17 protein-coding genes and 2 pseudogenes are annotated in these 25,870 nt (G+C 41.2%); 16 read left to right on the forward strand and 3 right to left on the reverse strand.

All coding sequences use genetic code 11. The annotated features are described in order from the left end of the window. Positions 1–304 precede the first annotated feature (304 nt). The 11 genes and pseudogenes from BW716_RS10715 (at position 305) to BW716_RS10765 (ending at position 17,826) form a co-directional block, all read left to right on the forward strand. Positions 305–505, forward strand: coding sequence for a hypothetical protein (locus tag BW716_RS10715; protein WP_083722539.1), 201 nt, complete (start codon positions 305–307; stop codon positions 503–505). Between the two features lie 470 nt (positions 506–975). After that, positions 976–1,545, forward strand: coding sequence for an RNA polymerase sigma factor (locus BW716_RS10720; protein WP_255373867.1), 570 nt, complete (start codon positions 976–978; stop codon positions 1,543–1,545). A gap of 63 nt (positions 1,546–1,608) precedes the next feature. Beyond that, positions 1,609–2,790: a FecR family protein gene (locus tag BW716_RS10725; protein ID WP_083722541.1), complete on the forward strand. Its 1,182-nt coding sequence runs from the start codon at positions 1,609–1,611 to the stop codon at positions 2,788–2,790. A gap of 187 nt (positions 2,791–2,977) precedes the next feature. Next, positions 2,978–6,274, forward strand: a complete 3,297-nt coding sequence (locus BW716_RS10730) for a SusC/RagA family TonB-linked outer membrane protein (protein WP_179091081.1) — start codon at positions 2,978–2,980, stop codon at positions 6,272–6,274. A gap of 11 nt (positions 6,275–6,285) precedes the next feature. After that, on the forward strand, positions 6,286–7,677 hold the full coding sequence (locus tag BW716_RS10735) for a RagB/SusD family nutrient uptake outer membrane protein (protein ID WP_179091082.1): 1,392 nt from the start codon (positions 6,286–6,288) through the stop codon (positions 7,675–7,677). Further along, the gene (locus BW716_RS10740) at positions 7,677–8,819 is read left to right on the forward strand and encodes an AhpC/TSA family protein (protein ID WP_083722544.1); all 1,143 of its coding nucleotides are present in this window, start codon (positions 7,677–7,679) and stop codon (positions 8,817–8,819) included. The genes BW716_RS10735 and BW716_RS10740 overlap by 1 nt, the downstream gene beginning before the upstream one ends. A gap of 590 nt (positions 8,820–9,409) precedes the next feature. After that, the gene (locus BW716_RS10745) at positions 9,410–14,164 is read left to right on the forward strand and encodes a tandem-95 repeat protein (protein ID WP_083722545.1); all 4,755 of its coding nucleotides are present in this window, start codon (positions 9,410–9,412) and stop codon (positions 14,162–14,164) included. Between the two features lie 5 nt (positions 14,165–14,169). Next, entirely contained in the window at positions 14,170–15,069 is a 900-nt protein-coding gene (locus BW716_RS10750) for a PorP/SprF family type IX secretion system membrane protein (protein ID WP_083722546.1), read from the forward strand. Positions 15,070–15,226: 157 nt separating this feature from the next. After that, positions 15,227–15,448 (forward strand): annotated as a pseudogene (locus BW716_RS10755) (helix-turn-helix domain-containing protein); the annotation flags it as partial. A 9-nt stretch (positions 15,449–15,457) separates the two neighbouring features. Continuing rightward, positions 15,458–16,942 (forward strand): ATP-binding protein, encoded by a 1,485-nt coding sequence (locus BW716_RS10760; protein WP_083722547.1) that lies wholly within the window; start codon positions 15,458–15,460, stop codon positions 16,940–16,942. 485 nt (positions 16,943–17,427) lie between these two features. Then, positions 17,428–17,826, forward strand: coding sequence for a response regulator (locus tag BW716_RS10765; RefSeq protein WP_083722548.1), 399 nt, complete (start codon positions 17,428–17,430; stop codon positions 17,824–17,826). Positions 17,827–18,109: 283 nt separating this feature from the next. On the opposite strand, the gene BW716_RS10770 is transcribed toward BW716_RS10765, so the two are convergent. After that, on the reverse strand, positions 18,110–18,616 hold the full coding sequence (locus BW716_RS10770) for a nucleotidyltransferase (protein ID WP_143708820.1): 507 nt from the start codon (positions 18,614–18,616) through the stop codon (positions 18,110–18,112). A gap of 504 nt (positions 18,617–19,120) precedes the next feature. Here BW716_RS10770 and BW716_RS10775 point away from each other — a divergent pair. Beyond that, positions 19,121–19,597: a hypothetical protein gene (locus BW716_RS10775; protein WP_143708821.1), complete on the forward strand. Its 477-nt coding sequence runs from the start codon at positions 19,121–19,123 to the stop codon at positions 19,595–19,597. Between the two features lie 20 nt (positions 19,598–19,617). Continuing rightward, complete coding sequence (locus BW716_RS10780; protein ID WP_143708822.1) at positions 19,618–20,136, forward strand: hypothetical protein; 519 nt, start codon at positions 19,618–19,620, stop codon at positions 20,134–20,136. Between the two features lie 849 nt (positions 20,137–20,985). Here the strand turns inward: BW716_RS10780 and BW716_RS10785 are convergent. After that, positions 20,986–22,281: a hypothetical protein gene (locus tag BW716_RS10785; protein WP_083722552.1), complete on the reverse strand. Its 1,296-nt coding sequence runs from the start codon at positions 22,279–22,281 to the stop codon at positions 20,986–20,988. A gap of 171 nt (positions 22,282–22,452) precedes the next feature. On the opposite strand from BW716_RS10785, the gene BW716_RS10790 reads away from it, so the two are divergent. Then, the gene (locus tag BW716_RS10790) at positions 22,453–23,472 is read left to right on the forward strand and encodes a sensor histidine kinase (RefSeq protein WP_083722553.1); all 1,020 of its coding nucleotides are present in this window, start codon (positions 22,453–22,455) and stop codon (positions 23,470–23,472) included. After that, on the forward strand, positions 23,469–24,170 hold the full coding sequence (locus tag BW716_RS10795) for a LytTR family DNA-binding domain-containing protein (protein ID WP_083722554.1): 702 nt from the start codon (positions 23,469–23,471) through the stop codon (positions 24,168–24,170). Before BW716_RS10790 ends, BW716_RS10795 begins: the two co-directional genes overlap by 4 nt. Before the next feature lie 52 nt (positions 24,171–24,222). Here the strand turns inward: BW716_RS10795 and BW716_RS38035 are convergent. Beyond that, positions 24,223–24,660: pseudogene (locus tag BW716_RS38035) on the reverse strand (SDR family NAD(P)-dependent oxidoreductase); the annotation flags it as partial. A gap of 361 nt (positions 24,661–25,021) precedes the next feature. Here BW716_RS38035 and BW716_RS10805 point away from each other — a divergent pair. Further along, positions 25,022–25,831 (forward strand): helix-turn-helix domain-containing protein, encoded by an 810-nt coding sequence (locus tag BW716_RS10805; RefSeq protein WP_083722555.1) that lies wholly within the window; start codon positions 25,022–25,024, stop codon positions 25,829–25,831. Positions 25,832–25,870: the final 39 nt, after the last annotated feature.

Consider the following 25,870-nt stretch of genomic DNA (forward strand, 5'->3'; position numbering starts at 1 on the left):
CTTCTTTATTACAATTCAAGTCCAGTGATAAGTTTAAAAAAATTCGGTTGGTTCGATATCTATATTATACCTGGCCATTTTGATATTTCTCATAGAAAATGCAGATTTCTGGTGATCTGGCAGTTTCATCCAGAGAAGAACCTTAGCCAGGCTTACTTTCGAAAATGCCATATTAAAATGAAAGTCTAACTTTTTTTCGCTTCTTGCCTGGCACTCTTCGGTAGCAGTACACCTGTGTATCCCCTGGATTTGGGTTATCCAGATAAAATCAATGAAGGTCAACTATTAAAAATTAATAAATAACATGGACACTATTTTGGAAATAATCTTCGAAGTTGTATTACTTGTTATTTTTCAAGTTCCAGGAGCATTTATACGTTGGGTTGTTTTTGGATGCCGGCGTCCGTTTAAGGAAGTATTGAAAGATGATGGGTATATTAATGGAACGGTAGGGTTGGTTGTTGTTGTTGGTCTGGTTATTTTAATTACAAGGTATTTATTGTAATAGAAAGTAGAAGGTTTTGTGTCAAAAGATGAAAAAGGTTGTGATAATTGCATACACCCAAAAAGGGAGTGTAAATTTTTTTGTGTAAACTCCTTCCCCGGTTTTTGTGCCTACCATGATAAGTAACCATAATAGGCCATTAACACAGGAAATTTTGCAGTCTCGTCGATGAGAAATCTGTTGTTTTTTATGAGGTATTCAAATTAATATCGATGTAGCTATATAACTAGTCCTTTTTTCAAAGGAAGTGCAAAGGGGCTATTCCCTTTCTTTTTATGCAGCAGGAAGTAAAGAAGAAAACATTCCATGAACAACAGTCCTCAGTTCCCAACTGGACCAGCTGTATATAAATAACCCTCCAAACTCAGAAATAGCAGTTCTCCCCTTTGTAATCCCATTGCATATTTTTAAATTTATGACCATGTAATGGAGGGAACTATATGTCGCCTTATGATTATTATAATGATGAAATGTTGCTTCCACTGATAGCAAAAGGTGATGAATCCGCTTTTACAGTGCTTTATCACAGGTATTGTGAGAAAATATATTCCTTTTTGCACAGGATGACAAAAATCCCTGAGATTGCAGAAGAATTAACCTCTGACATTTTCACCGGTCTTTGGACAGGACGGGAATTGCTGGTTGAAGTCAGGAATGTAAAGGCATTCCTTTCAAAAGTCGCTTATAACAAAGCCATGGATTTTTTCCGCCTCACGGCTCACCGCCAGCAATTACAGGCTGTGGTGGCGGCACAAATGGCTGCAGGTACTGTCGCAGATGCTGATTTCAAACTGCTGGAATCAGAAACCAAACGCATATTACAGGAGGCCATCAACAATCTAAGCCCACAAAGAAAACGAATATTTATTATGCACCGGGAACAGGGCATGACACATGAACAAATTGCACAGGCTCTTCAGTTATCTCCCGAAACAGTCAAAACTACCATGTCAATGGCCCTCAAAAGCTTACGTGCGTTTTTATCCCAACATGGCCTGAACAGTATTGCAATAATTTACTATATAAACTTTTGGAAATAAATTTTTCTTTCCAATACCACTCCTCTCATTTTTAAACGTCTTACTATATAAAGGGCAACTATTATGGAAATATTTCCTGAAAGATTTTCATATCTCTTTGAAAAATATTCGACAGGGAAAGCTACGCCGGAAGAGCAAACGGAATTCTGGGCAGCGATTGCTTCCTTCAGGGATGAAGATAAGGTGCTAATAGAGTCCCTGATGCAGCAATGGTGGGATAAAAGGGACATGGACGACGACCATACTATTAATAATATAGACAGTGAAAAAATGCTAAGACGTGTATTTGCATCCGGTAATAACCGGGTTACAAGACCACGTTTAAGATATTGGACTGCCGCAGCAGCTGTCATATTCCTGTTCATAGCCGCAGGCGCCTATTTGAACTGGCAACGGCAAACGGCTCCCCACAAAGGCGTACTCGCTGCCACTACGCACGATCTGCCGGGAGGCAGTACCGCTGCTACCCTTACTCTGGATGACGGCAGCAAAATTAAGCTGGACAGTACCCACCAGGGGCTGCTCACCAGACAGGGGAATGCATTGGTCAGAAATAAACAGGAAGGATTAATTTATGAAGGGCAGCCAGGTGGAGCAGTAAGATATAATATTCTCACTACTTATAAAGGTGAACAATACCCGGTTACATTGGAAGATGGTACCAGGATCTTACTGGATGCCTCTTCTTCCCTGAGATTCCCCGTTACCTTTGATGCGCATGAACGTCGTGTAGAAATAACAGGCAGGGCATGGTTTGAAATTGCACCGGTAGCAGGAAAACCGTTTTATGTCATAAACGGTGATAAAAAGATTGTCGTACTGGGTACTAAATTCAACGTTACCGCCTACAACAATGAAAATACAACATGGATCACGCTGGTCACAGGTAGCATCAAAGTACAAACTGGTAAGGCATCACAATTATTGACACCCGGACAGGAAGCCGTTATACATAATGGTACTGAGCAAATACAAGTGAACAATCAGGCAGATGTAGAAGAAACCATTGCCTGGGTAACCGGCAACATCACCTTTCATAACGCTGACATCGCTACTATACTGCACGAAATAGAAAGATGGTATGATGTACAGGTAATAATAAAAGGGACTTTGCCCGATAAAAAATATTATTTCAGCGTTTCCAGGTCCGCATCGCTGGTGGATGCATTACGTTTTTTAGAGATTTATCATATAAAATATATAATTAATGGGGAGAACAAAACATTGACTATTCAGCCAGCATAATCAGCCAACTATCAGTTTCCGGTAAAAAAACCGGTAGTGAGTCCAAGCACTACCGGTGAAAGCCGGACATCAAATGAGACATAGTCTAGGGGACTAATTATTATTTAATATCCAAACAACCAAAATTATGCAGATAACTGCTAATGGCAAAATATTGCCATTTATGTCACCAAAATCGCTTTTAATTATGAAGCTTACAGCCTGGCTTTTATTGGCCGCTTGCTTACAGGTTCATTCAAAAGGCATCGCACAAATTACCCTTACTGCTCAAAAAGTTCCGCTGGAAAATGCACTACAGCAAATCAGGAAACAAAGCGGATATAACCTGGTCTACGATGTAAACATGGTAAAGGATCAGAGCCACCCGGTAAATGTGCACCTTGTAAATGCATCTGTGGAATCTGCACTGGAAGAGGTACTACGCGATCAACCACTTACTTTTCAAATCTCCGGAGGCAAAAGTATTTACATTATTGAACGTAGCAGGGGGAATGCACCTGCTGCCACCCAGGACACCATCATTAAAGGTATTGTCACAGGAAATGATAACACACCACTACCGGGTGCCACTATCAAGGTGAAAAATACGAGAATAGGAACCAGTACAGATATTCAAGGTGGGTTTGAATTGAAATCCGTACCGGGAAACGCTGTAATCCAGGTATCCTATGTAGGTTATGATAACTATGAACAGCCACTGAATGGCAGGAGTTTTGTTGCAGTCCGCCTCAAACCCGGCAGCAGTAAGCTGGATGAGGTACAGGTAATGGGATATGGTACTACTACCCGCCGCTTTTCCACAGGCGATATTGCCACTATCAGTTCCAAAGAAATCGAGTCACAACCGGTTACCAACCCTTTGCAGGCACTCTCAGGCCGTTTACCCGGTTTGCTGATCACTGAGCAAAGCGGTACGCCAGGTGCAGGTATCTCTGTTCAGATCAGGGGAATCGCCTCCCTCCTTTCCGGTACGAATCCCTTGTATATCATTGATGGCGTGCCCTTCACATCGGAAGCTGTTTACACTGCCGGCGGCAATAATGTGGGCTATCTTAAACCTTCTTTCGGCAGCAGTCCGCTAAACAATATTAATCCGGCAGACATCGAAAGTATTGATGTGCTGAAAGACGCTGATGCTACCGCTATTTATGGTAGCCGTGGTTCAAACGGGGTGATACTGATCACCACCAAAAAAGGGAAACCAGGCAAAACGCGTTTCGATGTCAGTGCTTCTACCGGTTCTACCCGTGTAGGCGATGTTCATAGCGTACAGGCACTTGATCTGAAAAAATACCTGGAAATTCGCAGAACAGCTTTTGCCAACTCAAATATCGCACCTACTGCCAGCACTGCCCCGGATCTGATGGTATGGGATACCACCCACTCTACAGACTTCCAGCAGCTGATGATCGGGAAAGCAGCGACTACAAATGATGCAGCCGTTTCCTTTACTGGCGGCAGTCAGCAAACAAACCTCCTGCTGAGTGGTAATTATCACAAGGAAACAGCAGTTATTCCCGGTGATTACAACTATCAGAGAGGTGCAATACATTTTACAGCCGCACATTCTTCCGTCGATAGAAAGTTCACCGCCTCCATGGGAGCCACCATGTCCTGGGATAAGAATAATAACGTAGTCCGGTTAGGATATTCTTACGACCTGGCAATGGTGGGACTCACAAAAGCACCTAACTTCCCGCTATATGATAGTACTGGCAATCTATATTGGATAAACAGCTCTTCTACTAATTATGAAAATCCACTGGCTTATATGTATAAGCAGTATAGTATGAAGAATAACAATATCATCGGCAATATTTCTCTCGGCTATACACCAATAAAAGGATTAAATCTTAAACTCAACTCTTCCTATAACAAGCTGTTGTCAAATTCACAGAACCTGAGCTACAGCAAATCGATCAATCCATACGACAATACGCTGCCCGGTGCACTCTTTATGGAGAATGTGCTGACCACCTGGAACGTGGAACCACAGGCAGAGTATTCCCTTCAAATCAGCCACGGAATTTTGAATGTGCTTGCAGGCTCCACATTTCAGTCCAGTTCTTTTGACCAGCCATATTACCTGGTCGCCTCCAACTACACCTCCGATGCATTGCTCACCAGCCCCAGCGCTGCGGGTAAACTGAGTGTCTATACATTCTCATCCGAATACAAATATCAATCTGTATTCGGACGTATCAACTACAAATGGGATAATAAATATATCCTGAATGCGAATTACCGTTGGGATGCCAGCTCCAAATTTGGCAAAAATAACCGGTATGGTAGTTTCGCTTCCATTGGCGCCGCATGGCTCTTTTCGCAGGAAAAGTTCATGCAGCCTTTAAGTCCGGTGCTAAGCTTTGGGAAGCTGAGAGCCAGCTATGGTACCTCTGGTAATGACCAGATCAGTAATTATCAATACCTGGATACCTACTCTACCAGCTACTATAGCTATAATAGCGTAGGGGGGATCATTCCCAGCAGGATCTCCAATCCTAATCTCAAATGGGAGGTCAATCATAAAAGAGAGATTGGACTAGAGCTTGGATTCCTCCATGACAAGATCCTGGTTACCGGCGCATGGTTCCTGAACAAAACCAATAATCCGCTGGTACAGGGCCCTCTTGCTACTGTGACAGGCTTTTCTTCCTCTTATATGAACCTTCCTGCTACTATCAAACAGGAAGGTATGGAATATAGCCTGACCGCTCAACCAGTGAAAACCAAAAATTTCTCCTGGTCAGCTGCTTTCAATATTACTTTTGCCGATACCAAACTGACCGCATTCCCTTCCCTCATCAGTACCTCCTATGTATACAACTATGTAGTAGGCGAATCGATGAGTGCAGTACATGGCTACAAATACCAGGGCGTTGACGCTACCACCAGTCTTCCCTCTTTCCTGGATGCTAACAACAACGGGACCACCGCATATAGCTCCGAAACAGGCCTTACTAAAAATGGCCTGGGTGATTATGTTTACTTAGGTAAGTCAAATCCTGACTACTATGGAGGATTGAATAACTCATTCCGTTATAAAGCGTTTCAATTGGATATCTTCATCCAGTTTACCGGGAAAAACATGAAGAAAGGTGCAAAATCATTGATCGCTGCGACAGGCTATAATCCTATTAATATGCCTGCATCGTCTTATGCACTGTTCAAGGAAACAAATGGAAAAATCGCCACTCGTACTTTCTCTTACACCGAAGGGTCTGCCTATTTATCCGGCGTAAAATACCAGCTATCAGACGGAGTGTATAGCAATGCAGCTTATGCGCGTCTTAAAAATTTATCCCTGGTCTACAACTTTAACAACGAATGGCTATCGCGTGTAAAAATGACAGCTGCACAGATTTATGTCAGAGCACAAAATCTGTTTACCGTTACAAACTTTGATGGATCTGATCCCGAAACAGGGGCTGCAGGTATTCCTCCATTAAGAACTATTACCGCTGGCTTAAAACTCTCATTCTAAAAATGACGCAAATGATCCGCAATATAAAATCTATCATATCAATATATCTTTGCCTTCTTTTAGTGGCAGGCTGTAAAAAATTTGCTGATGTAGACGTCCCGTCCAATCAGTTAAGTTCAGGAAATGTATTTTCGACGAATTCGACTGTGACAGCTGCCATAAGTGGGATGTTTGCCACGCTCTCAACATCCAATTCGTATGAACTACAGTTTGGTATCTCTACGTATACAGGTATGTCAGCTGATGAACTGGATTTCAATAGTACATCAGATACGTATGATGCCTTTCTCAACAATGCACTTGGCTCCGATAATACCAGTATCCAAAATCTGTGGACGGACCTCTATGAAGTCAACTACCAGGCCAATAGCATCATTGAAGGAATTACTAACAGCACGGCTACACTCACAGATTCAATCAAACAGGATGCACTGGCCGAAAGTAAATTTGTAAGAGCCTTCTGTCATTTCTACCTGGTGAATTTATGGGGGAGTGTCCCATTGGTGACCACTACCAATGTGACAGTGACAAAGAACATTGCCAGAAGCAGCACTGATACCGTATATCAACAAATCATTGCTGACCTGGAGAGTGCCGCTGCCAACCTGAATAAGAACTATACCTTCTCCGGCGGAAAACGTATCATGCCTAACAAATATGCGGCGATGGCCTTACTGGCCAGGGTACACCTCTATCTTGGTAACTGGCAAAAAGCTGCAAATTATGCTGATTCCGTAATAGCTCAGAGTAACGGACTTTATAACCTTCTTACCTCTGCCAATATTGGCAAAGTTATGACAGCCAATAATAATGAAGCTATCTGGCAACTACCATCCAGCGGAACTACCGGGTATACAATGGAAGGTCAATATTATCTCATTATCAGTCCTACGCCGTCTTACCTGATCTCTGACCATCTCTTAGCTGCATTTGAAACCGGTGACCTCCGGTTATCCAACTGGATAGGGAGTGTAACGGTTGATAATGTGACCTATTATTATCCTTATAAGTACAAATTGAAAGCAACCAATACTACCTCCCTGGCAGAAAATACCACTTACCTCCGGCTGGCAGAACAATACCTTATCCGGGCAGAGGCTAATATGGAATTAGGAAATACCGCAGATGCCATTGCGGACATCAATATCATCCGTAACAGGGCCGGGCTGGGTAATACCACCGCTACTTCAAAGGAAGAAGTCAGGCTCGCGATTGAAAAGGAAAGACAAACCGAATTATTTACAGAATATGGTCACCGGTGGATCGATCTGAGACGCACCGGGAGAATAGATGCCGTGCTGGGAGCAGAAAAAAGTAACTGGACTTCCAATGCTGCCCTGTATCCCATTCCTCTGAATGAATTGTATAATGATATTCATCTTACCCAAAATCCAGGCTACTAATGAGAAAATATAAATGGCTGGCCATACTCTGCCTGACAGGTCACATAGCCAATGCACAGGCGGGCCATTATGAGATTAAGGGTACACTAACCAGCATGGATAATGCGACTAAAATATATGTGACTCCATTATCTATGACTGGAAGAGGATTTGTGTATAAGGAGATCATTGATAGTGCTGCCGTAGTGGATGGACATTTCCAGCTTACCGGTACCATAGACTACCCTAAATATGTGCAGCTGACATTGGTGACGGCAGGAGCTGCGGCTGAAAGCAGCGCTCCTGACCGCAGGAAAATACTTAGGATGTTCCTCACACCAGGTGAAACCAAAATTTTGGGAGATAGTATATTCTCCCGTTCCCAGGTAGCCGGTAGTGCTTTGAATGAGGAATACAAGATGTTGATCACCATGTCCGGGCATTATGATTCTATTTTGAGGCCGCTGCATGAGCACTATTATAAAGCGTTGTATCAGGCAGATATACCGGTGATGAAGCTTTACAACGATTCGCTAAATATAATAAAACCTCAGCGGATGCAGGCATTTGCCGGGTTTGTAAGTGCGCATAACAACTCTCCTGCCGCCATACTTGCAGCATCGATGTTGACCGAACCAGGCAATATTGATACGCTGTTCTCTCCCGCACTTGCCAACTCTCCTGATGGCCTGGCCTATTCCAAAAACCAGGAAGCTCATCGCCCAAATATAAAAACAGGAGAAAAAGTACCTGATTTTACTTTAACAGGTGCAGACGGGAAGAAAGTAAGTCTGTCTGGCTATGCCGGGAAATACGTGCTCATTGATTTCTGGGCCAGTTGGTGTGGGCCCTGCCGTAATGAGATGACTTTTATGAAGAAGCTGTATGCTATGATAAAAGGATCTTCCTTTCAGTTATTAGCAGTATCCGTTGATACCAAAAAGGAGGATTGGATGAAAGCCATCAGTGAGGAACAAATCAGCAGTTGGACCAACATATCTGATCTGAAGGGGATGAAAGGAACTGTTCCTGCCTTATATGGTGTTCAATCCATTCCGCATAATTTCCTGGTAGGACCTGACGGCAGGTTGCTGGCAGAAAATGTGCATGGAACAGCACTCTTAGACCTGCTTGCTAAATATTTACCGGTTAATGATAAATAGCTGGAGGAGATTTGCCTCCTGCCTACGCAGGATCGTATAAGAAGCCTTTTGATTTCATTCAGTTTTTCACATTTTCAGTGGAGAAATGGCAGAGCGGTCGAATGCGGCGATCTTGAAAACCATTGACTGTAAAAGAATTCGGGGGGAATCCCTCTTTACCCGCATTGAAAATGGGAATAATTAAGTAGGTTGTACTTGATTATTCCCATTCTCTTTTACAGGCATTTTTTAAAAAGAAGTGGATCGAATTTAGCCCCGGTAGTTGTCAATACTTTTGTTGCCTATCCCATTTGGATATTATACAATGATCACTACTTCCATCCACCTGTTACTTGGCACCCTTACCCTCTATCCCATATCTGAGAATTTAATTATCTCATTTTTTATTCTAAATTTACGCCTGCTATTAGAGACGCTGGGTATGAAAATGGTATATTTGTTCCACCTATAGCGCTAAATCCGACTGAAAATTGCTATAAACAAGAGATGCAACACAACTTCTAAGATATTTTAACCACAACAATATTTGACTACCTCAGTAAGCATGCCAGCTACGCTGCCTGCCATCAGTTTTCATTATACCAATATTTATGAATAAAAAAGCTACCCTTACATTCCTTATTTTATTTTTATGGATATTGACTCCCAAAGGATATGCTATTACCCCTCCGGCAATTGCCAACCTGGATGGAGACGCAGTATCTTTTACAGTAGCAGGAGCCCCTGTTCTGCTGGATGCAGGCAGCAATGCGAATGTGACAGCCGGTACCGCGAATAACTTTACCGATGGACTATTAACTGTTTCTATTACCAACAGTACAAGATTCAGTGAAGATGAAATCAGTATCAAAACTACCGGACAAATTACTGTCAACGCAAACCTGATTTATTATGCAGGCACCCAAATCGCCGCATATTCGGGTGGCAAAACAGGCAGGAACCTGAAAATCCGGTTTAACAGTAATGCCACAGCCACGGCTATTGATGCATTATTACAGAGTATTACCTACTATAACAATTACAGCTACTGGCCCTCTACGGACCCACGTATCATTCAGTTTATATTAAGTGATGGGAATGGTGGTATAAGTTCTCCTGCCAACATTACGGTATCGTTTATCAATATTAACCACGCCCCGGTGGCTAATGATGAATATTATGTTCTCGCTACAGATCAGGCCATTTCTCAAACCGCCCCAGGCCTCAAAGCGAATGATTACGATATGGATGGCGATGCCACTACATTTAGTCCTGTCTCTCTACCGCTGCATGGCAGCTTATCTCTCAGCAACTCAGGCAGTTTTTCTTATACACCCGATGCTGGTTATGCAGGATTAGACAGTTTTACATATAAGTTGTGTGATCCTAGCGGAGCCTGTTCCGGTTACGCGAAAACACTCTTCTTTATAGGAAGCACTAACGTTACTCCGAACCCCGCCAATGATAATTACACAGTCAACCAGGATGTTGCCCTATATGTCAGTAAAGCTACTGGCGTGTTAAGTAATGACAATGATCCTAATAGCGGATCACTCCGTATTTTCAATCGGGCATCGCTGGTTACGGCGCCTGTTCACGGCATACTCAGACTGGCGGTTGATGGTAGTTTTGACTATTACCCCAATAAAGGGTTTAGTGGTACAGATCAATTTGTATATAGTAACTGCGATGCACAGGGTGCATGCGCAAACGCTACCTGTACCATCACAATAAACAGCGTTAATACACCTCCTTATGCAGTAGATGATGTTTATACAGGGGATGATAATACCCCGGTTACTGGCAATGTTTTATCCAATGATACTGATTATGAGGGAAATGCACTGACTGCTTCTCTTATATCCGGGGGGGGACCCGCAAGCGGTACTGTTATTTTTAATGCAGACGGTTCATTTACCTATACTCCCTATAGTCAGTTCGGCGGTATAGACAAATTTCAATACCAGGTTTGTGATAATGGCATACCTTCTGATTGTGATACAGCGGAAGTAATATTTGTAATTACAAGCGTGAATGCTACGCCTGTAATTACTACTACGACCCAGGCTGCTGCACAGGAAGATACACCTACTGCTATCAATAGTTTCTATTTTTCAGATACAGATGCCGGCAGCAATGCGGTTACAGTAATATTGTCAGTTAATTCCGGTGTTGGTACATTGTCTGCCAACCCTGCTACCGGAATTACTATCGTTCCATCAGCTAACGATTCCGTCATTATTAAAGGAAGTATTGCTGATATCAATACCTATATTTCAAGCGATAGCGTAAGATTTACAGGGGCACTTAATACGTATGGTAACGTATTACTGACTATTACAATCAACGATGGTGGATTTACCGGCGCAGATCCCGGTACTTCTGGAGATGCCGGCAGTGAAGAAAGTACGAAAACAATTTCTTTCAATATTACATCGGTTAATGATGCACCCGTAATTACCGTACCTGCTGCCAGGACGGTAGCCCTGAACACTAATCTTGTAATAAGCAATGAAGTGTCTGTGTCCGACGTGGATGCAGGATCAAATTCCGTACAGGTAACAATGACTGTCAACCACGGTGTGATCTCGTTACCGTCTACATCCGGACTGGTGTTTTTGATTGGCTCAGGCACCGCCGATGTTACGAACACCTTCTCTGGTACGCTTACAGATATCAACAACGCTTTAAGTACAATTATATACACTCCAACAGGTAATTATACAGGTACCGATATCTTACAGATCACAGTTAGTGACCTGGGTAGTTCAGGTGCCGGTGGGGCAAAAACGGATACAAAAACAATTGATATTGCAGTAGGCCCGTTAAAACCGTTCATCATCAACGTCACTTCGACTAACCCGAATCAGGTCTATAAAACAGGGGATCTCATCACCGTGAAAGTTGTATTTAACGAGGTCGTAAGTGTAACCGGCACGCCAGTGTTAATTATGGAAACCGGTACTGTCGACCAAAATGCCGTTTATGCTGTAGGTACAGGCACAGATACGCTGCAATTCACTTATTCTGTACAAAGCGGAGACCTGTCTGCCGACCTGGATTATACTTCAATGAATGCATTAAGCGGTGGTACAATTAAAGATAATGCCGGCAGTAAAGATGCGTTATTAGACCTGCCAGCACCGGGTGCCACAGGATCATTATCTGCTAATAAAGATCTTCAGATAGATGGTATAGCACCCGTAGTCACTACGGTTACCTTACCTGCAGACAGCACCTATAAAACAGGAGATGAACTGAAATTTGTTGTTAATTTCAGTGAAGCTATAACGCTCACTGGTGCCACTTCATATTTGCCCATACAGGTTGGAACAAATACTGTAAATGCTACCTTCCTGTCATCCACTTCCACTAGTGCCACTTACCACTATACTATACTGGCAGGACAACAGGATACTGATGGAATAGGAATAGGACAATTACAATTGAGTACCACTACAATCACAGACATCGCTGGCAACAATGCCGTACTTACATTTACTCCTGGCAATACCACGGGTATACTTGTAGATGCTATAGCTCCTTCTGTGACTAACTTAACCGTTACGCCAGGATACTATAAAGAAGGTACAAACATTGATCTTACCGTTACCTGGCCTGAAAGTGTGTTCTTAACAGGTACACCACGTATCAGCCTCCTGATAGGAAGTACAACCGGGTATGCTACTTATATAAGCGGTTCCGGTACTAACACGCTCACATTCCGTTACACCGTTCAGGCAGGAGATAATGATACTGACGGAATCGGGATTGGAACAGCGATTGCTATGGGCACTATCGAAGATGCTGCTGGTAACGCTGCCGATCTTACTATTAATTATACGACAACGCCGGGAATTGTGTATGTGGATACAAAAGCACCTGCCGTAGTAAACGTAACGGGTCCTGCTGATGGCACTTATAAGGCCGGACAAATACTTAGTTTCAACGTAAATGTAGATGAGACTATAACAGTAGACCCCGCGGGCGTAACTCTGCCCGTTACAATCGGCACCATGCAGGTGGATGCGACACTCGTAAGCACTAGCGCTACCCAGCTGGTATTCAATTACACGGTAGTCAATGGTGATACAGACAATGATGGTATTGCTGTAACTGGCCCCCTAAGCATTCCTGCAGGTAAGATCACAGACCTGGCAGGCAATGAATTACTTCCGGCCCTCAACAACATTGCCTCATTGAATGCTGTGCTGGTAGATGCTTCTGCTCCTATTGTGACTGCCGGTCAATCTTTCAGCCTGTTTGAAAATATCAGCAGTAATACGATCATTGGTACGGTAGTGGCAACAGACAATAGCGGCACATTGAAAAACTGGCAGATCACACAAAATGAAGATACAGACAATGATAACGTGCCCGCATTTGCTATAGATGCCACAACCGGACAATTAACTGTATACGATGCTGACGAATTCAATTTCGAAAAAACTGCTCAGTTCAATATCGCTGTAACTGTCAGCGATGGATATAATACAAGTGCGGCAGGCGTAGTCAGCATCTTCCTGAAAGATGTGAACGAAACACCGACAGTAGGCGTAGTGGCAGATCAGACAGTCTGCGCAGGTGGTGAACAGGTTATTACAGTCACCGGCATCTCTGCCGGACCGGAGATCGCTCAGACCAACACACTTACAGTCACGTCAGACAATGATGTATTCACCACACTCACAGTCACTGACAATGGTGATGGAACTGCAACATTGCGCTATGAACTGAAAGCAGATGTGACAGGAAACGCTATTGTTACATTAACCGTGAAAGATAACGGGGGTACTGCCAATGGAGGTGTTGATGAAATCAGTACACAATTTACAGTAAACGTATCACTCCCTCCTGTTCTCAGCATCAGCAGTGATCAGGGTAACACTGTGTCAAAGGGTGCTACCATCTATCTCACAGCCACAGGTGCTGCAACCTATACCTGGGAGGATGCTGATAACATTCTTGGTGGACAAAACACCGCTACTTTAAATGTTCGCCCACAGGCAACGGCCACCTATACTGTAAACGGAGTTACAGCTGGAGGTTGTACCGCTCAGGGATCTATCGTTATCACCGTAATAGATGATTATAAACTGGATGCTACAAACCTGCTGACACCAAATGGTGACGGTATTAACGATAAATGGGTGATCCGGAATATTGACAGTTATCCTGATAATGAGGTGAAAATATATGACCGCACAGGCCGGTTGATATATCACAAAAAAGGATATCAGAATGAATGGGACGCTACAATTAATGGATCTCCGCTGGCCGAAGGCACTTACTACTACATTGTAACGTTCCCTTCAGGACAACATACATTTAAAGGATTCATCACTATTGTTCGCGATCAGAAATAATTAACATGAAAAAAATCTATACCCTCATACTCTTATTTTGTAGCGCACAGGCATCACAGGCGCAATCAGCTGGTAACGCGGTTTCCAATTTTGAACCACCGGAATCACAGTACTTTTTTAATCAATACCTGGCTAACCCGGCAATGGCCGGACTGGATTCAGGCATTCATATCAATGCTTCCTACAGACGTCCGTGGGATGCTATCCCAGGCGCACCCATTACACAAACTTTTACTGCCGATGCGAACCTTAAGAACAGGGTAGGTGCCGGATTGAATATTTTCAACGATAAGTCTGGCTTATTGCAGCGTACCAAGGTAGGGCTTACTTATGCATATCACCTGCCATTGGGCATGCGTGCACAGGCGTTACATTTCGGATTATCACTGGCGCTGGACATTCAGCGTCTTGATACCAAAAGTGTAAATGGGGAGACAAATGACCCGTCGATAGGGCGTTTTAACAGGCGGGATAATTACTTTGAAAGTGATTTTGGGGTAGCTTATACTGATCTGCACCTAACAGTTCAGGCAGCCTTGCCGAACCTGATATCGACGTTTAAAAACGATAACAGGGGTGTTTCCGGACTTGCCACTTACTATACTGCTGCCTCTTACAAATTTTATACGGGTACAGAGATTTCTAAAGTGGAACCTAAAATCGCCTATCGGGGTATCAATGGTGCTGACAATATTATTGATGCAGGGGTAAATATTGGTTTGCTGGATGACTGGGCTAATGTATCAGGGATGTATCATAGCAGTGGAAGCGTAAGCGCAGGAGCAGGATTAAATTACCAATCACTTTTTTCCCTGCAGGTCATATACATCACCCAGACGACGGGCTATAGTACTATTATGGGAAATAGTTTTGAGATCAACCTGCGCGTGAATATTGCGAAGTAGATACAGATGATTAGTAATATAGTGGCAAATGTCTTTCAACATTTATTCGTTGCCGGAGGCATTTCGCAAATATAATTGAGTCATATACAAAAGCAGCCGGTCCTCCCTTGGGCCGGCTGCTTTATGATTATTGTAAGGTTACTTTGATCTTTCTCCTAAAGAATTTGATCTGATTACCCTGCTAGCGGCTAATCCTGGGAAAAGCTATAGTAGGAAACGTTTGTTAAACCTCGTATGGGGTTATGATTTTGAAGGATATGAACATACCGTCAACTCCCATATCAACCGGCTTAGGGGCAAGATTGAAGAGGATATTTCCAACCCCAGATTCATCCTCACTACCTGGGGCGTTGGGTACCGTTTTAATGAAGAATTATAAAACAATATTATGTCTGTAAGAACAATCCGGGGCAATCTTTTATTCTGGAAAATAGCCACTGTATTTTCTGTCCTGCTTATCATATTGGGAATCGTGTTTGTGTTGATCGCTTCTAAGTTATCCAGGTCTTATTATACAATGGCACATCAGGAGCTCTATGGCAATGTAGCATCACACCTTGCTAGCTTTACACATCCATTGAAAAACGGCCAACCAGACACCACCGTAACACACGATATTATTCATTCCATTATGGTGGCCAATCCAAGTGTGGAAGTCTATTTACTGGATACTACAGGAAAGATCACCGACTATGTTGTTCCGGATAAATCGGTCCAGAACCATCAGGTGGACATCAGCAAAGTAAAACAATGGCTGGCTGTTAAAAATGGAGAACGCCCCCTTGGTGATAATCCCAAGCAGCCGGACGAGCCAGGTATATTTTCCGCAGCACCGGTATATGAGAACGGGCAACTGACTGGTTATGTATATGCAGTATTAGCCAGCGAAAAGCAAAGGGAAATACTTACCACACTTAACAGCCATTTGTATTACTGCCTGGGTATGTATATTTTCTTCTGCGCCCTGGGAATCGCATTTATTGTGGGCGTCATTACTTTTTTCCTGATCACGAACAGTATCTGCGATATTGCAATGGTTGTCCGGAGGTTTAAGGAAGGCGATTATTCTGCCCTCATAGAAGGTCATGCCAAAGGTAACCTGGGTATGCTCACTTCTACATTTAATGAAATGGCGGACGTTATCGTGGACAATTTCGACAAGATAAGTGCCACAGATAAATTCCGGCAGGAGCTGATTGCCAATGTATCCCATGACCTGCGCACACCTTTATCCATTATGCAGGGATATGTAGAGACGCTGATGATCAAAAAAGATAGCCTGGCAGAACCAGAAAAAAATAAATACCTCTCGGTAGTGCTGGACAGCTCCAAAAAACTATCAGTGCTGGTAGAGCAATTGTTTCAATATGCCAAACTGGAAGCCAACCAGGTAAACCCTGAAAAAGAACAGTTCCTGCTTAGCGAACTGGCCTCCGATATACTGATGGCTTACCAGCTCAAAGCAAAAGAAAAAGGTATTAGCTTAAACCTCAATACTGAGGGTAACCTGCCACTTGTGTTTGCAGACATTGCGCTTACTGAAAGGGTATTGCAGAACCTGATAGATAATTCCTTTAAGTTTACCTCTGAAGGTGGCAGTATCACCATCCAATTACAACAAACCAGTGCCGGTGTAAAGGTAGAAGTTGCTGATACTGGTATCGGCATCGCACCAGAAGACCAAACTTATATTTTTGAACGGTATAAGTATTTACATAAAGATGGGCTTCCCAAAAAAGGGATGGGCATCGGTCTGGCTATCGCAAAAAAAATATTGGAGCTGCACCAGTCGTCAATACAGGTAAATAGCGCCCCGGGCAAGGGCGCGGCATTCTGGTTTGTGCTGCCGGCAGTAGCAGGAGTTGGTATGTAAATTCCGATTCGGGAAACAAATATCCAGGCCTGACACTATTTGTCAATTCGGATTTTCCAAAGGAATAGCTATAATATTTAATATCAGTATCACTTAATTCTCCTCCAAGCTAAAAAACGCTAATGTTTAGCAAAATATAAAGGCCTTCAGATGGTGAATCTGGAGGCCTTTTTTATATATAGAAAATAGAGACCTGATTTTGCCAGTCATATCAAAAATGATTTTGACTGTAAAAGGTCCATGGGTGAAATTGCCGGGGTGAAAACTTGTAAAACGAGTTATTTATTTCAACCGCATCAAATTGATTCAACTAGTAATCGAACTGTTGTTTGCGTCGATAACCGCTGGGTAAAATTTTCCAGCCAGTGCCTGTAATGCCGTCCTGAAGTGCTTATTATTGTTTTCGCTCTGGACATATTAATTTTTAACAATCTTACTATTTGGCATGCTTTTTTTATTCACTAACCACAATTAAAAATGCAAGTATGAAAACTAAAACTACTCCCCACAAAATATTGATCATTGATGACGAAGGTGACCTGTGCATGCTTCTAAACATACTACTGGAAGGGAATGGAACGAAAGTAGAACATGTGCAAAGCATTGCTAAAGCTGAGGAATATCTTCTACAGGAAAAGCCTTCTTTAATATTATTAGACAATCGACTGCCTGACGGTTTTGGTATCGACTTTCTTAGCGTTGTAAAAAAGGAACATCCCACTGTAAAAGTGATCATGATCTCTGGTGTTGATGCGGCCGCGCAGGATGTAGCGCTGGAAAATGGTGCTGATGCTTTTCTCAAAAAACCATTTGCCAAAACGCAGTTGCACCAGACGGTTACGGAGTTACTGAATGCGGAAGAAGCTGTTAATTCGCTGTCCTGAACATGCAATTACATTCTATCCATTTTGCTGAAGTATTTCAATCCGGAGAAGGCACCAGTAATTAAAACTGTCTTTTTCACCGTTTATAGTTTATTGTGGTCGTCTTATTGACCCTACAAAACTACTATGCACCTTTTCCGGATACTTATATCCTTTGCGTAAAAAAAACCGCCTTCAAGTCTTTCGATTGAAGGCGGTTTTTTGATTAGAGTTTAATGAGTGCTATACCCTTACTATTTAATGTTTTGAGAAGTTCGAAATTCAATATATCGATTGGGCTGATTTATTCTTCAGACTGGCTTCTCCTGATTTTGAGCTGCTCAATATCATCTATATCTTTTTCTCGTGCCAATGCTAATTTACTTTTAAGTAAATCTTCATAACTTATGTATGGCACTTCAATGTCATCAATCTCTGCAACACTTCTATTTTCAAAGGATAAACGAAATCTAGAGAGGCCAAGCAGTTCAGGCAAAAAGTCCATTTTGAAATATTCCTCTTCAAATCTAAAAAATGATCTTTTCGGATTAGGGGCAATTTCGTTTTTAAATTCAGTTACATCCCTCCCTAATTCTTCCAGTGCATTAAGGAGTTTAAAATAATTATCGTAAGTTGGATTATACCAAAAATCAAGATCATGCTTTTCCATGACAGCTCCGGAAGAGTCATGTGACAAGCGAAAATAGCCATGCAAGGCAACCGCGGTTCCACCAACTACTATATATTGAACAGAATGTTTATTAAGTATGCTACATACTTTCAAAACACTTGCTAGTAACTTATTTTCCATTACTTTGACTTATTGGAGGAATTATTTCGCTTAGATTGCTTTGGAGAAGAAGAATGTTGTTTCATTATAGCAATAAATTCTCTTAAATCCGATTCATATTTTAAATCAGACTGTTGAGGCTGCTGTTGGCTATTACTTGCCTTTAGGTCTCTAATGTTTGTATAGCGAGTAAGCTTTTTCATGACTTATATCGAAGATAAAACTTTTTGACCAAAACCGGTGGTAAATTTGCTTTCCTCTAAAGTATCGATCTTTTCATCTACCTCTCTATGACGGGCCTTTAAAATTTTCTGCTGTTCAAAATTATCTTTGTTCATTTCATAATACAATGCTATAAGTGCTTCTTTAAGGAAGTCTTCAATTACTTTTGGTCTGGAGGAGGTAAAGACGTAAGAGGTTATGTACCCGTTTCTGTACAATAATAAATAAATATGAAAAATATCTGTATATTATTAATTGTGGTTTTATCAGCAGGAATAGTACATGCACAACGGGCTACTCAAGATGATCCAGTTGTTTGAGGATTATCTACACGATTTAACCAGCCTGTCTACTGACTGGATGGCTTTTAATCATTTAAACGGGTATCGCCATGTTGATAGCACGCAGATACTTAAAAATCTCGCTATATACAAAGTTTTAAAGGATACGATCAGGGTGTATACTTCCTTAACAGAGGGTTTTGCTCATATGCCTTATCAATTCAATTTTGAAGATTATGCGGAAAATCCCATTGGAGTCGATGTGGAAATGGAGCCTTTTGTTCCTGCATATAAAGCTGATCTTGGACAGGCAAATAAAGGAGCATATGTGGAATTTGAAATTTCCGGTACCTTGCTCACTGAACCTCCGAGTTCCGGGGGAACAGGAAATGCAGTAAGGATTGTAACAGATGAAACTGTCCGAGGGCAACCATTAAATATTTCTAATGCAAATCCAAGATTTAGAATCTGGGATTATATTAAATGGATAATGGAATAAAACCTTATATAAAATTCATTATGAAAAAAACGGTAATTGAATATGATAAAATCCTTGAATTATTCATTACGCTTCGTCAGGTTGACCTATCGATTGTAGTGGGCCGTCCGGAAAATTATCAGGAACTGCTTTCATATTTCGACGAAAGGAAATATATCAGTCCTTGTTTACAATACTTTGTTGCAAAATGTAAGGAGCATAAACTTCCTTTAGTTTACCAAGAGCATAACTATGCCGGTCAACCAAAGTTGTTTTCGCAAGTGATCTTTAACTTTTGGAACAGGTGGCATCGTTCTTTAATTAATCATGAATTGATGACGGCAGGCTATCTGTGTGCAGAAATAGAAAAAGTAATATTTAACAAGGCCATATATAATTATCCATTAGTAGATCTGAGGCTGAAAATTGGAAATTTCTATAATAATGTGCTGATGCAAAAGTTGCACAAGAAAGATTATAGGGCGTTTCGTATTGAACATTTTCAACAGCATTCATGGCTGACAACATTGTCGTTTGAAAAAATTATGGAGTATAAATGAAACTAGGGGCTGTATTTTATACAGTCCCTGGTTTGTTATAATCGCCAGTCCACAGGTGAAATGCCTACCTTTGCCAGCAACTCATTTATCTTTAAAGATTAATTTATGGCAAAAGGATTCAAAATCTATCAGATCATGTTTAGAGAATTCCTGGAAGTCTTAGCAATAGTAATGAAAAGTACTTTATCATCTATTGAGATGTTAAAGCACTTTTCGCCGAATCAGATTTTGAAATATGATTGCAATGTATAACTAAATTAACATTTCAGATTATACCACAAAAGCAGATATACTTTGCAATTTTTCCTGAAGAATGTAGTCGTTTTACAAATTGATTCCAGGTCAGAGCAACTGTATTCCATGTCCTCATCTTGATACCCTTCATTAGCAAAATTTCAATACTCATTATGATGGCACCGGAAATTTGGGATGATCAGGATCTCAGAAATCAGTTTTAACGTCTTTTTTATGAAAATAGTTTAATAAATAGTTTTGATCACTAACTGATGCATGCTATGATCCAGAAATATGAAATTAAACCCTCAACAGAGCTGCTAATGCATATATGGGGCTAAAATTGACAGCTTAATCTTCGTTAATCAAACCAGGGCGTTGTTATTTCCCTCGTTTTGGAGCTTGGATATATTAGGATAGATAAGTACAGTGCAATTGCCTATAGTTGTTTTAATAAGGAATTCTACTAATAAAATCATGAATTTCGGATAAACCATCCATAAATTGGTTCGGAAATTTTCCCTCCCAGCCCGCTAAAAGAGCCTGATTATCGAAAAGATGATCGGTCCCTTTTTCGTTAACAGTACCTTGCCAGACAGGTGGGCAATCCGGGAATTATTCCTTCCTGATCAACGCTGATTGTAAGCTGTCCATTTTTTCAATTCGCCACCCCTTATTTAGTTGCAGCTGCCATCCATTACCTTGTACAATACTATCTTTTGCATGTAGACTATCCATTGCCGGTAATGTGATTACTTTCCAGTCCTTCATGAGCATACCACCATCCACTAACTTCAACTTTCCCCAAACATCATTTATTTCTGCGGTTGGATATACAGTACCCAATTCCCCCAGGTCAAATAAATTGTTAGGATTAAACACGATGTTCATTTTCACCAGGTTGATGACCAACACCGGTTGATGAGTAAAAAGACGGGTATAAATATCTTCCTGCTGTCGTCTGTTTTTCTCTTTCATTTTTTCAGCATGTATGATACTATCTCCCTTGTACTGCTTTTCCAGTTTAGCCAATACAGAAGTAGTCGTTTGTTCAGGCACAGCCACTTTGTAATATTTTTTGATCAAAGCTGGAAATGAAGAATTTGAGTCGACTGACTGTGTCCAGCCTGGCGATTTCTCATAAAGCAGATACCCATAAACAGGACCGGTTATATAAGCCATGGATCGAATCAATGACAACCTGGTGTCAGCCTTATCAATCTCATTATACAAATGTTGTCTTATATTACCAGGTAGTCTACCCAGTAGCATTCCTGTATATTCAGCTAGTCCCTCATTTATTTCCAGCAAGCGTTCGTTGTCAAATGTTGAAGGAAACAATTCCTGTCTTTTTTTGCGAAAAAGCAGTGCATTCACCAAATCCTTCTTACGCTGATCGACGGGCTTGGCTAAGGCTGTTTTTAAAGCCTGCAGTTCTAACAAAAAATAGATACGTCCATTAGTAGTTGCCAGATGGTCTATTGTCGGGCTAAGAGCAGGAAACCCAAGTTTATGTTGTATTCGGTGAAAGGATTCATGTAACATAAGGCTTAGTCGTTCCTCCATGTCAACTGGTAATGGCCATAATATAATTGCCCACAACCGTCCTTGCCAGTTTATAGATGTATTGGCAACCATCACTTCCTGAGGTAACGTCCCTTTGTACAAGCCTTCTGTTATGAAGGTAAAGGCCCCTGCGCTATCCGGCATATTTGCATAAGTGGTTCTGGAATGGGGATCAACTAGTAACATAGGGCCATAAAGGGGATGTTTCCACATAAAATTTCGGCTGCTTGCGGAGTCCGCTTGCCTGAAATAAGTGGCAGCAAGTAACATGGCAGTATCTACTCCCTGGGCAATCCCACGAAAAGTTATGGTGATTAGCATTAACAATCCAATAATAGCTTTCATGTTTTTTTGTGAAAATTAAATACTGGTCTGACATGGTAATCTCAAATTATACCAATGGCCTTATACTTTTCACAATAGGTAATGTCATTTGCATAACTACCGTTAATCCTGTAAATAAGACATTTGCTATAAAACGGATGTACTTTTTTGCCATTTTCATAAATTTGGTTCATGCGACGTTTTCTACTACATGTGAGCTTTTGGCTGGGGTTCTTTTTTATATGGAACCAGATCACGTATTTTTATATCAGTGATAAGGGAAACCGTCTTTACTTTTCAGCGCTCGATGTAAGTTTGATACTTTGTGCCTTTTACGGCATTTATGCATACCTGATGCCCCGTTATTTTAAGCATAAGAACGTAACAAAGCTGCTGGTACTATCGTTAATATATCTTATACTACTGGCAGGCGGATATGCGTTTGTTATGAAGCTATTTTTGAACCACATGCTGGTTCCCATTCACTTTAATTTTTCATGGAACTACACTGATTTACAGTATAATCGTTTCTTCATTGCATTGTTGGGTTTGTTAGGAGGAGGTGCTTTAAAGCTGGCACTTGATCGTGTGAATACCCAACGTAGGCTTAATGAGATGGAAAAAGCCAACTCACTGGCGGAACTGACCTACCTTAAAGCACAGCTTAACCCTCATTTTTTATTCAATTCTCTTAATAGTCTCTATACACAATTAGATTTTGATTTGCCACAGGCAAAGGTTACATTAGTGACTATAGCGGATTTATTACGCTACCAATTATATGAATGCAGTGCTGACTTTGTTCCCTTGTCCAAAGAACTAATCCATCTGGAAAATTACTTTAATCTTCAGCGAATACGTACAGAAGCAACTACTATTTTAAATGTAAAAGCAGATAGCAACGACTTGACGATTTCTCCATTGCTGCTTATGCCATTCGTTGAAAATGCTTTTAAGCACGTGTCTGATGATGATAACAGGGAGAATATCATACAAATCGATATTCAGCTTACAGATGGAAAGCTGCATTTTTATTGTATGAATACAGCCCCTGTTAAGGAACATTTATCTGCTACATATAATAGCACGGGAATTGGTTTGCAGAATGTAAGACAGCGACTGGAACTCTTATATTCCAATAAATATGAACTTACCACCAAAGAACTTGATAATAAGTATTACATCTATCTAAATCTAATCTTAAACCAATGATGAACTGTATAATTGTAGAAGATGAACCATTGGTGCGTAAACAAATAGAAGGATACATTGAGAGAATACCTTTTTTACACCTGGTAGGAACAGCACGTAATCCAATTATAGCCAAAGCTATCTTACAAACCGAAGTGGTTGATCTGATTTTTCTGGACATTAAAATGCCTCAGATGAGTGGTATTGAGTTTTTACAACGGCATGATGTGTTCCAGCAGGTTATTTTCATAACCGCTTATCCTGAATATGCTTTGCAGGGATTTGAGTTGAACGTCACCGATTACTTAATGAAACCTGTAACGTTTGAGCGTTTTACAAAAGCCTGTGAAAAGGCAAAAGTTAAAATTTGTGGTTCGTTAACTGTAAAAAATAACCTGGAACATCCTGACTACTTATATGTCAAATGCGATAATTGCTTAGAGAAAATAGCGTATGTAGATATATTATTTGTTGAATCTATGTTGAACTATGTACAAATAGTTACTACAGAACGAAAATATACAGTATACTCCAGCCTGAAAGCAATTAATGAGCGTTTGCCACAAGGTCTTTTTTTAAAGATACATAAGTCCTACATCGTGTCTTTAAATCACATAAGTACCTTTGGGCAATCTCAGGTTCTAATCGCAGGGTACAAATTACCAATAAGTCGCAGGAACCAGCAAACGATAAAACGGTATCTGACAAACATACAATAGAACTCGCTTTATATTGCGCCTTAATTACTTTATGGCGTGGAATCTTACTGGCATGATACCACCCAGCCAAAGGCAATGCAACTTTACCACCAATTGATGAGATGTTTACTATCTTACCATATTTATTTTCTCTCATTTTGGGTAATATTAACTGCGTTAAACGCATTGCTCCAAACACGTTTACTTCCAGTTGATAACGGGCGTCTTCTATTGACACATCCTCGATTGCGCCACCTGTACCAAACCCCGCATTGTTTACCAATATATCAATGTTTCCTGCTTCACTAAAGATCTAGTCAACACATGCCAAAATGCTTCCGTCGTTCGTGATGTCCAATTTAATCGGCTGAATGCCATATTCTTTTAGATCCCGCATTTTCTCTATCCTTCGTGCCGCGCCATAAACATTGTAACCATTTTGCGCTAATAAAATTGCGGTTGCCTTTCCAATTCCTGCAGAAGCTCCTGTAACTAAAACTGTTTTTGCCATAAGTGTTTTTTATGGTGTAAAATTAGTTGAAGCTTCTACACGAAGGTTTTCTCAAACGTCCAGATTAGTTTGGTGAGAGGTCCAGACCATTAAAAGTACAGGTCCGGCCATTTTATTTAATTCAAACTAAAATACCAACTTCGGGATTTTATTAACTTATTTTAGCCTAAATGCCTCCCAAACCATCCAATCCTCCTTTCTCCATCAAAAAATCTAAGTGATATTTGAATATAGCATGTCCGGGAGGCGAATCCCTCTGATGCACCCGCCATCAATCCAATTAAAAAGTTTATAGGTTTGAGAGCAACTCCGGATACTCTGCCTTTTTGTTTTTTAAAGGATTATGATAACTTCGTAACTGATGAAAGCGATACCTGTTAAGTCGAAGATCTATAGTCACCAGCTGTTGAAGATCAGTCCATTTAAAGAGGTGATCAAGCCAACAGTGCCGCATAAGCACGCCGATTATTTTGAATTGATCGTGCTGGAACATGGTGCCGGTTACCATATTATTGATGACCAAAGCTACGACGTACTGCCACCGTCGATCTATTTTCTGAAGCCTGGCCAGGTCCATTGCTGGGATTTTACCCGGATACCTAAAGGCTATGTGATCCTGTTTCGCGAAGAATTACTGAACCGTAAAAGCCTGGAGATCGTGTATAACTTACCAGTGCTTATGCAGCTAAAGGAGAACGCAATGTTGTTAGAACTTGTCAAATGCTTTTGCCAGGACTATCAATCTTCTGCTTCCCCTGCTATCTTAGAAGCCTATTTACAACTGATCCTTTTAAAGGCAGCCGAAGAATCGAATGCGCAATTACAGGATGGCAAGCCCTTCAATCCGATCTATTACCAATTCAAAAGCCTTGTCAATGTACATTTTCAACAGATCAAAAAAATACAGGCATATGCCGAAATGCTGCATTTGCCGGGCGCACAATTGAATACTATTTGCAAGACAGCCTCCGGCAAAACACCTTCTATGATATTGAATGAACGTATTGTACTGGAAGCCAAAATACTGTTATCCAATACAGAATTATCCATCAAAGAAATTGCAGCCAGCCTGGAATTTTCGGATCCCTCACATTTTGTAAAGTTCTTTAAGCTGTATACCAACCTTACACCGGGGATATACCGGGAACTGGCCTTTGCGAAGCGGCATTAATTTTATTATACCATAATTGCATAGCAGGCTACCATTAAT

The sequence above is a fragment of the [Flexibacter] sp. ATCC 35208 genome (assembly GCF_001975825.1).
Taxonomy (GTDB): domain Bacteria; phylum Bacteroidota; class Bacteroidia; order Chitinophagales; family Chitinophagaceae; genus Chitinophaga.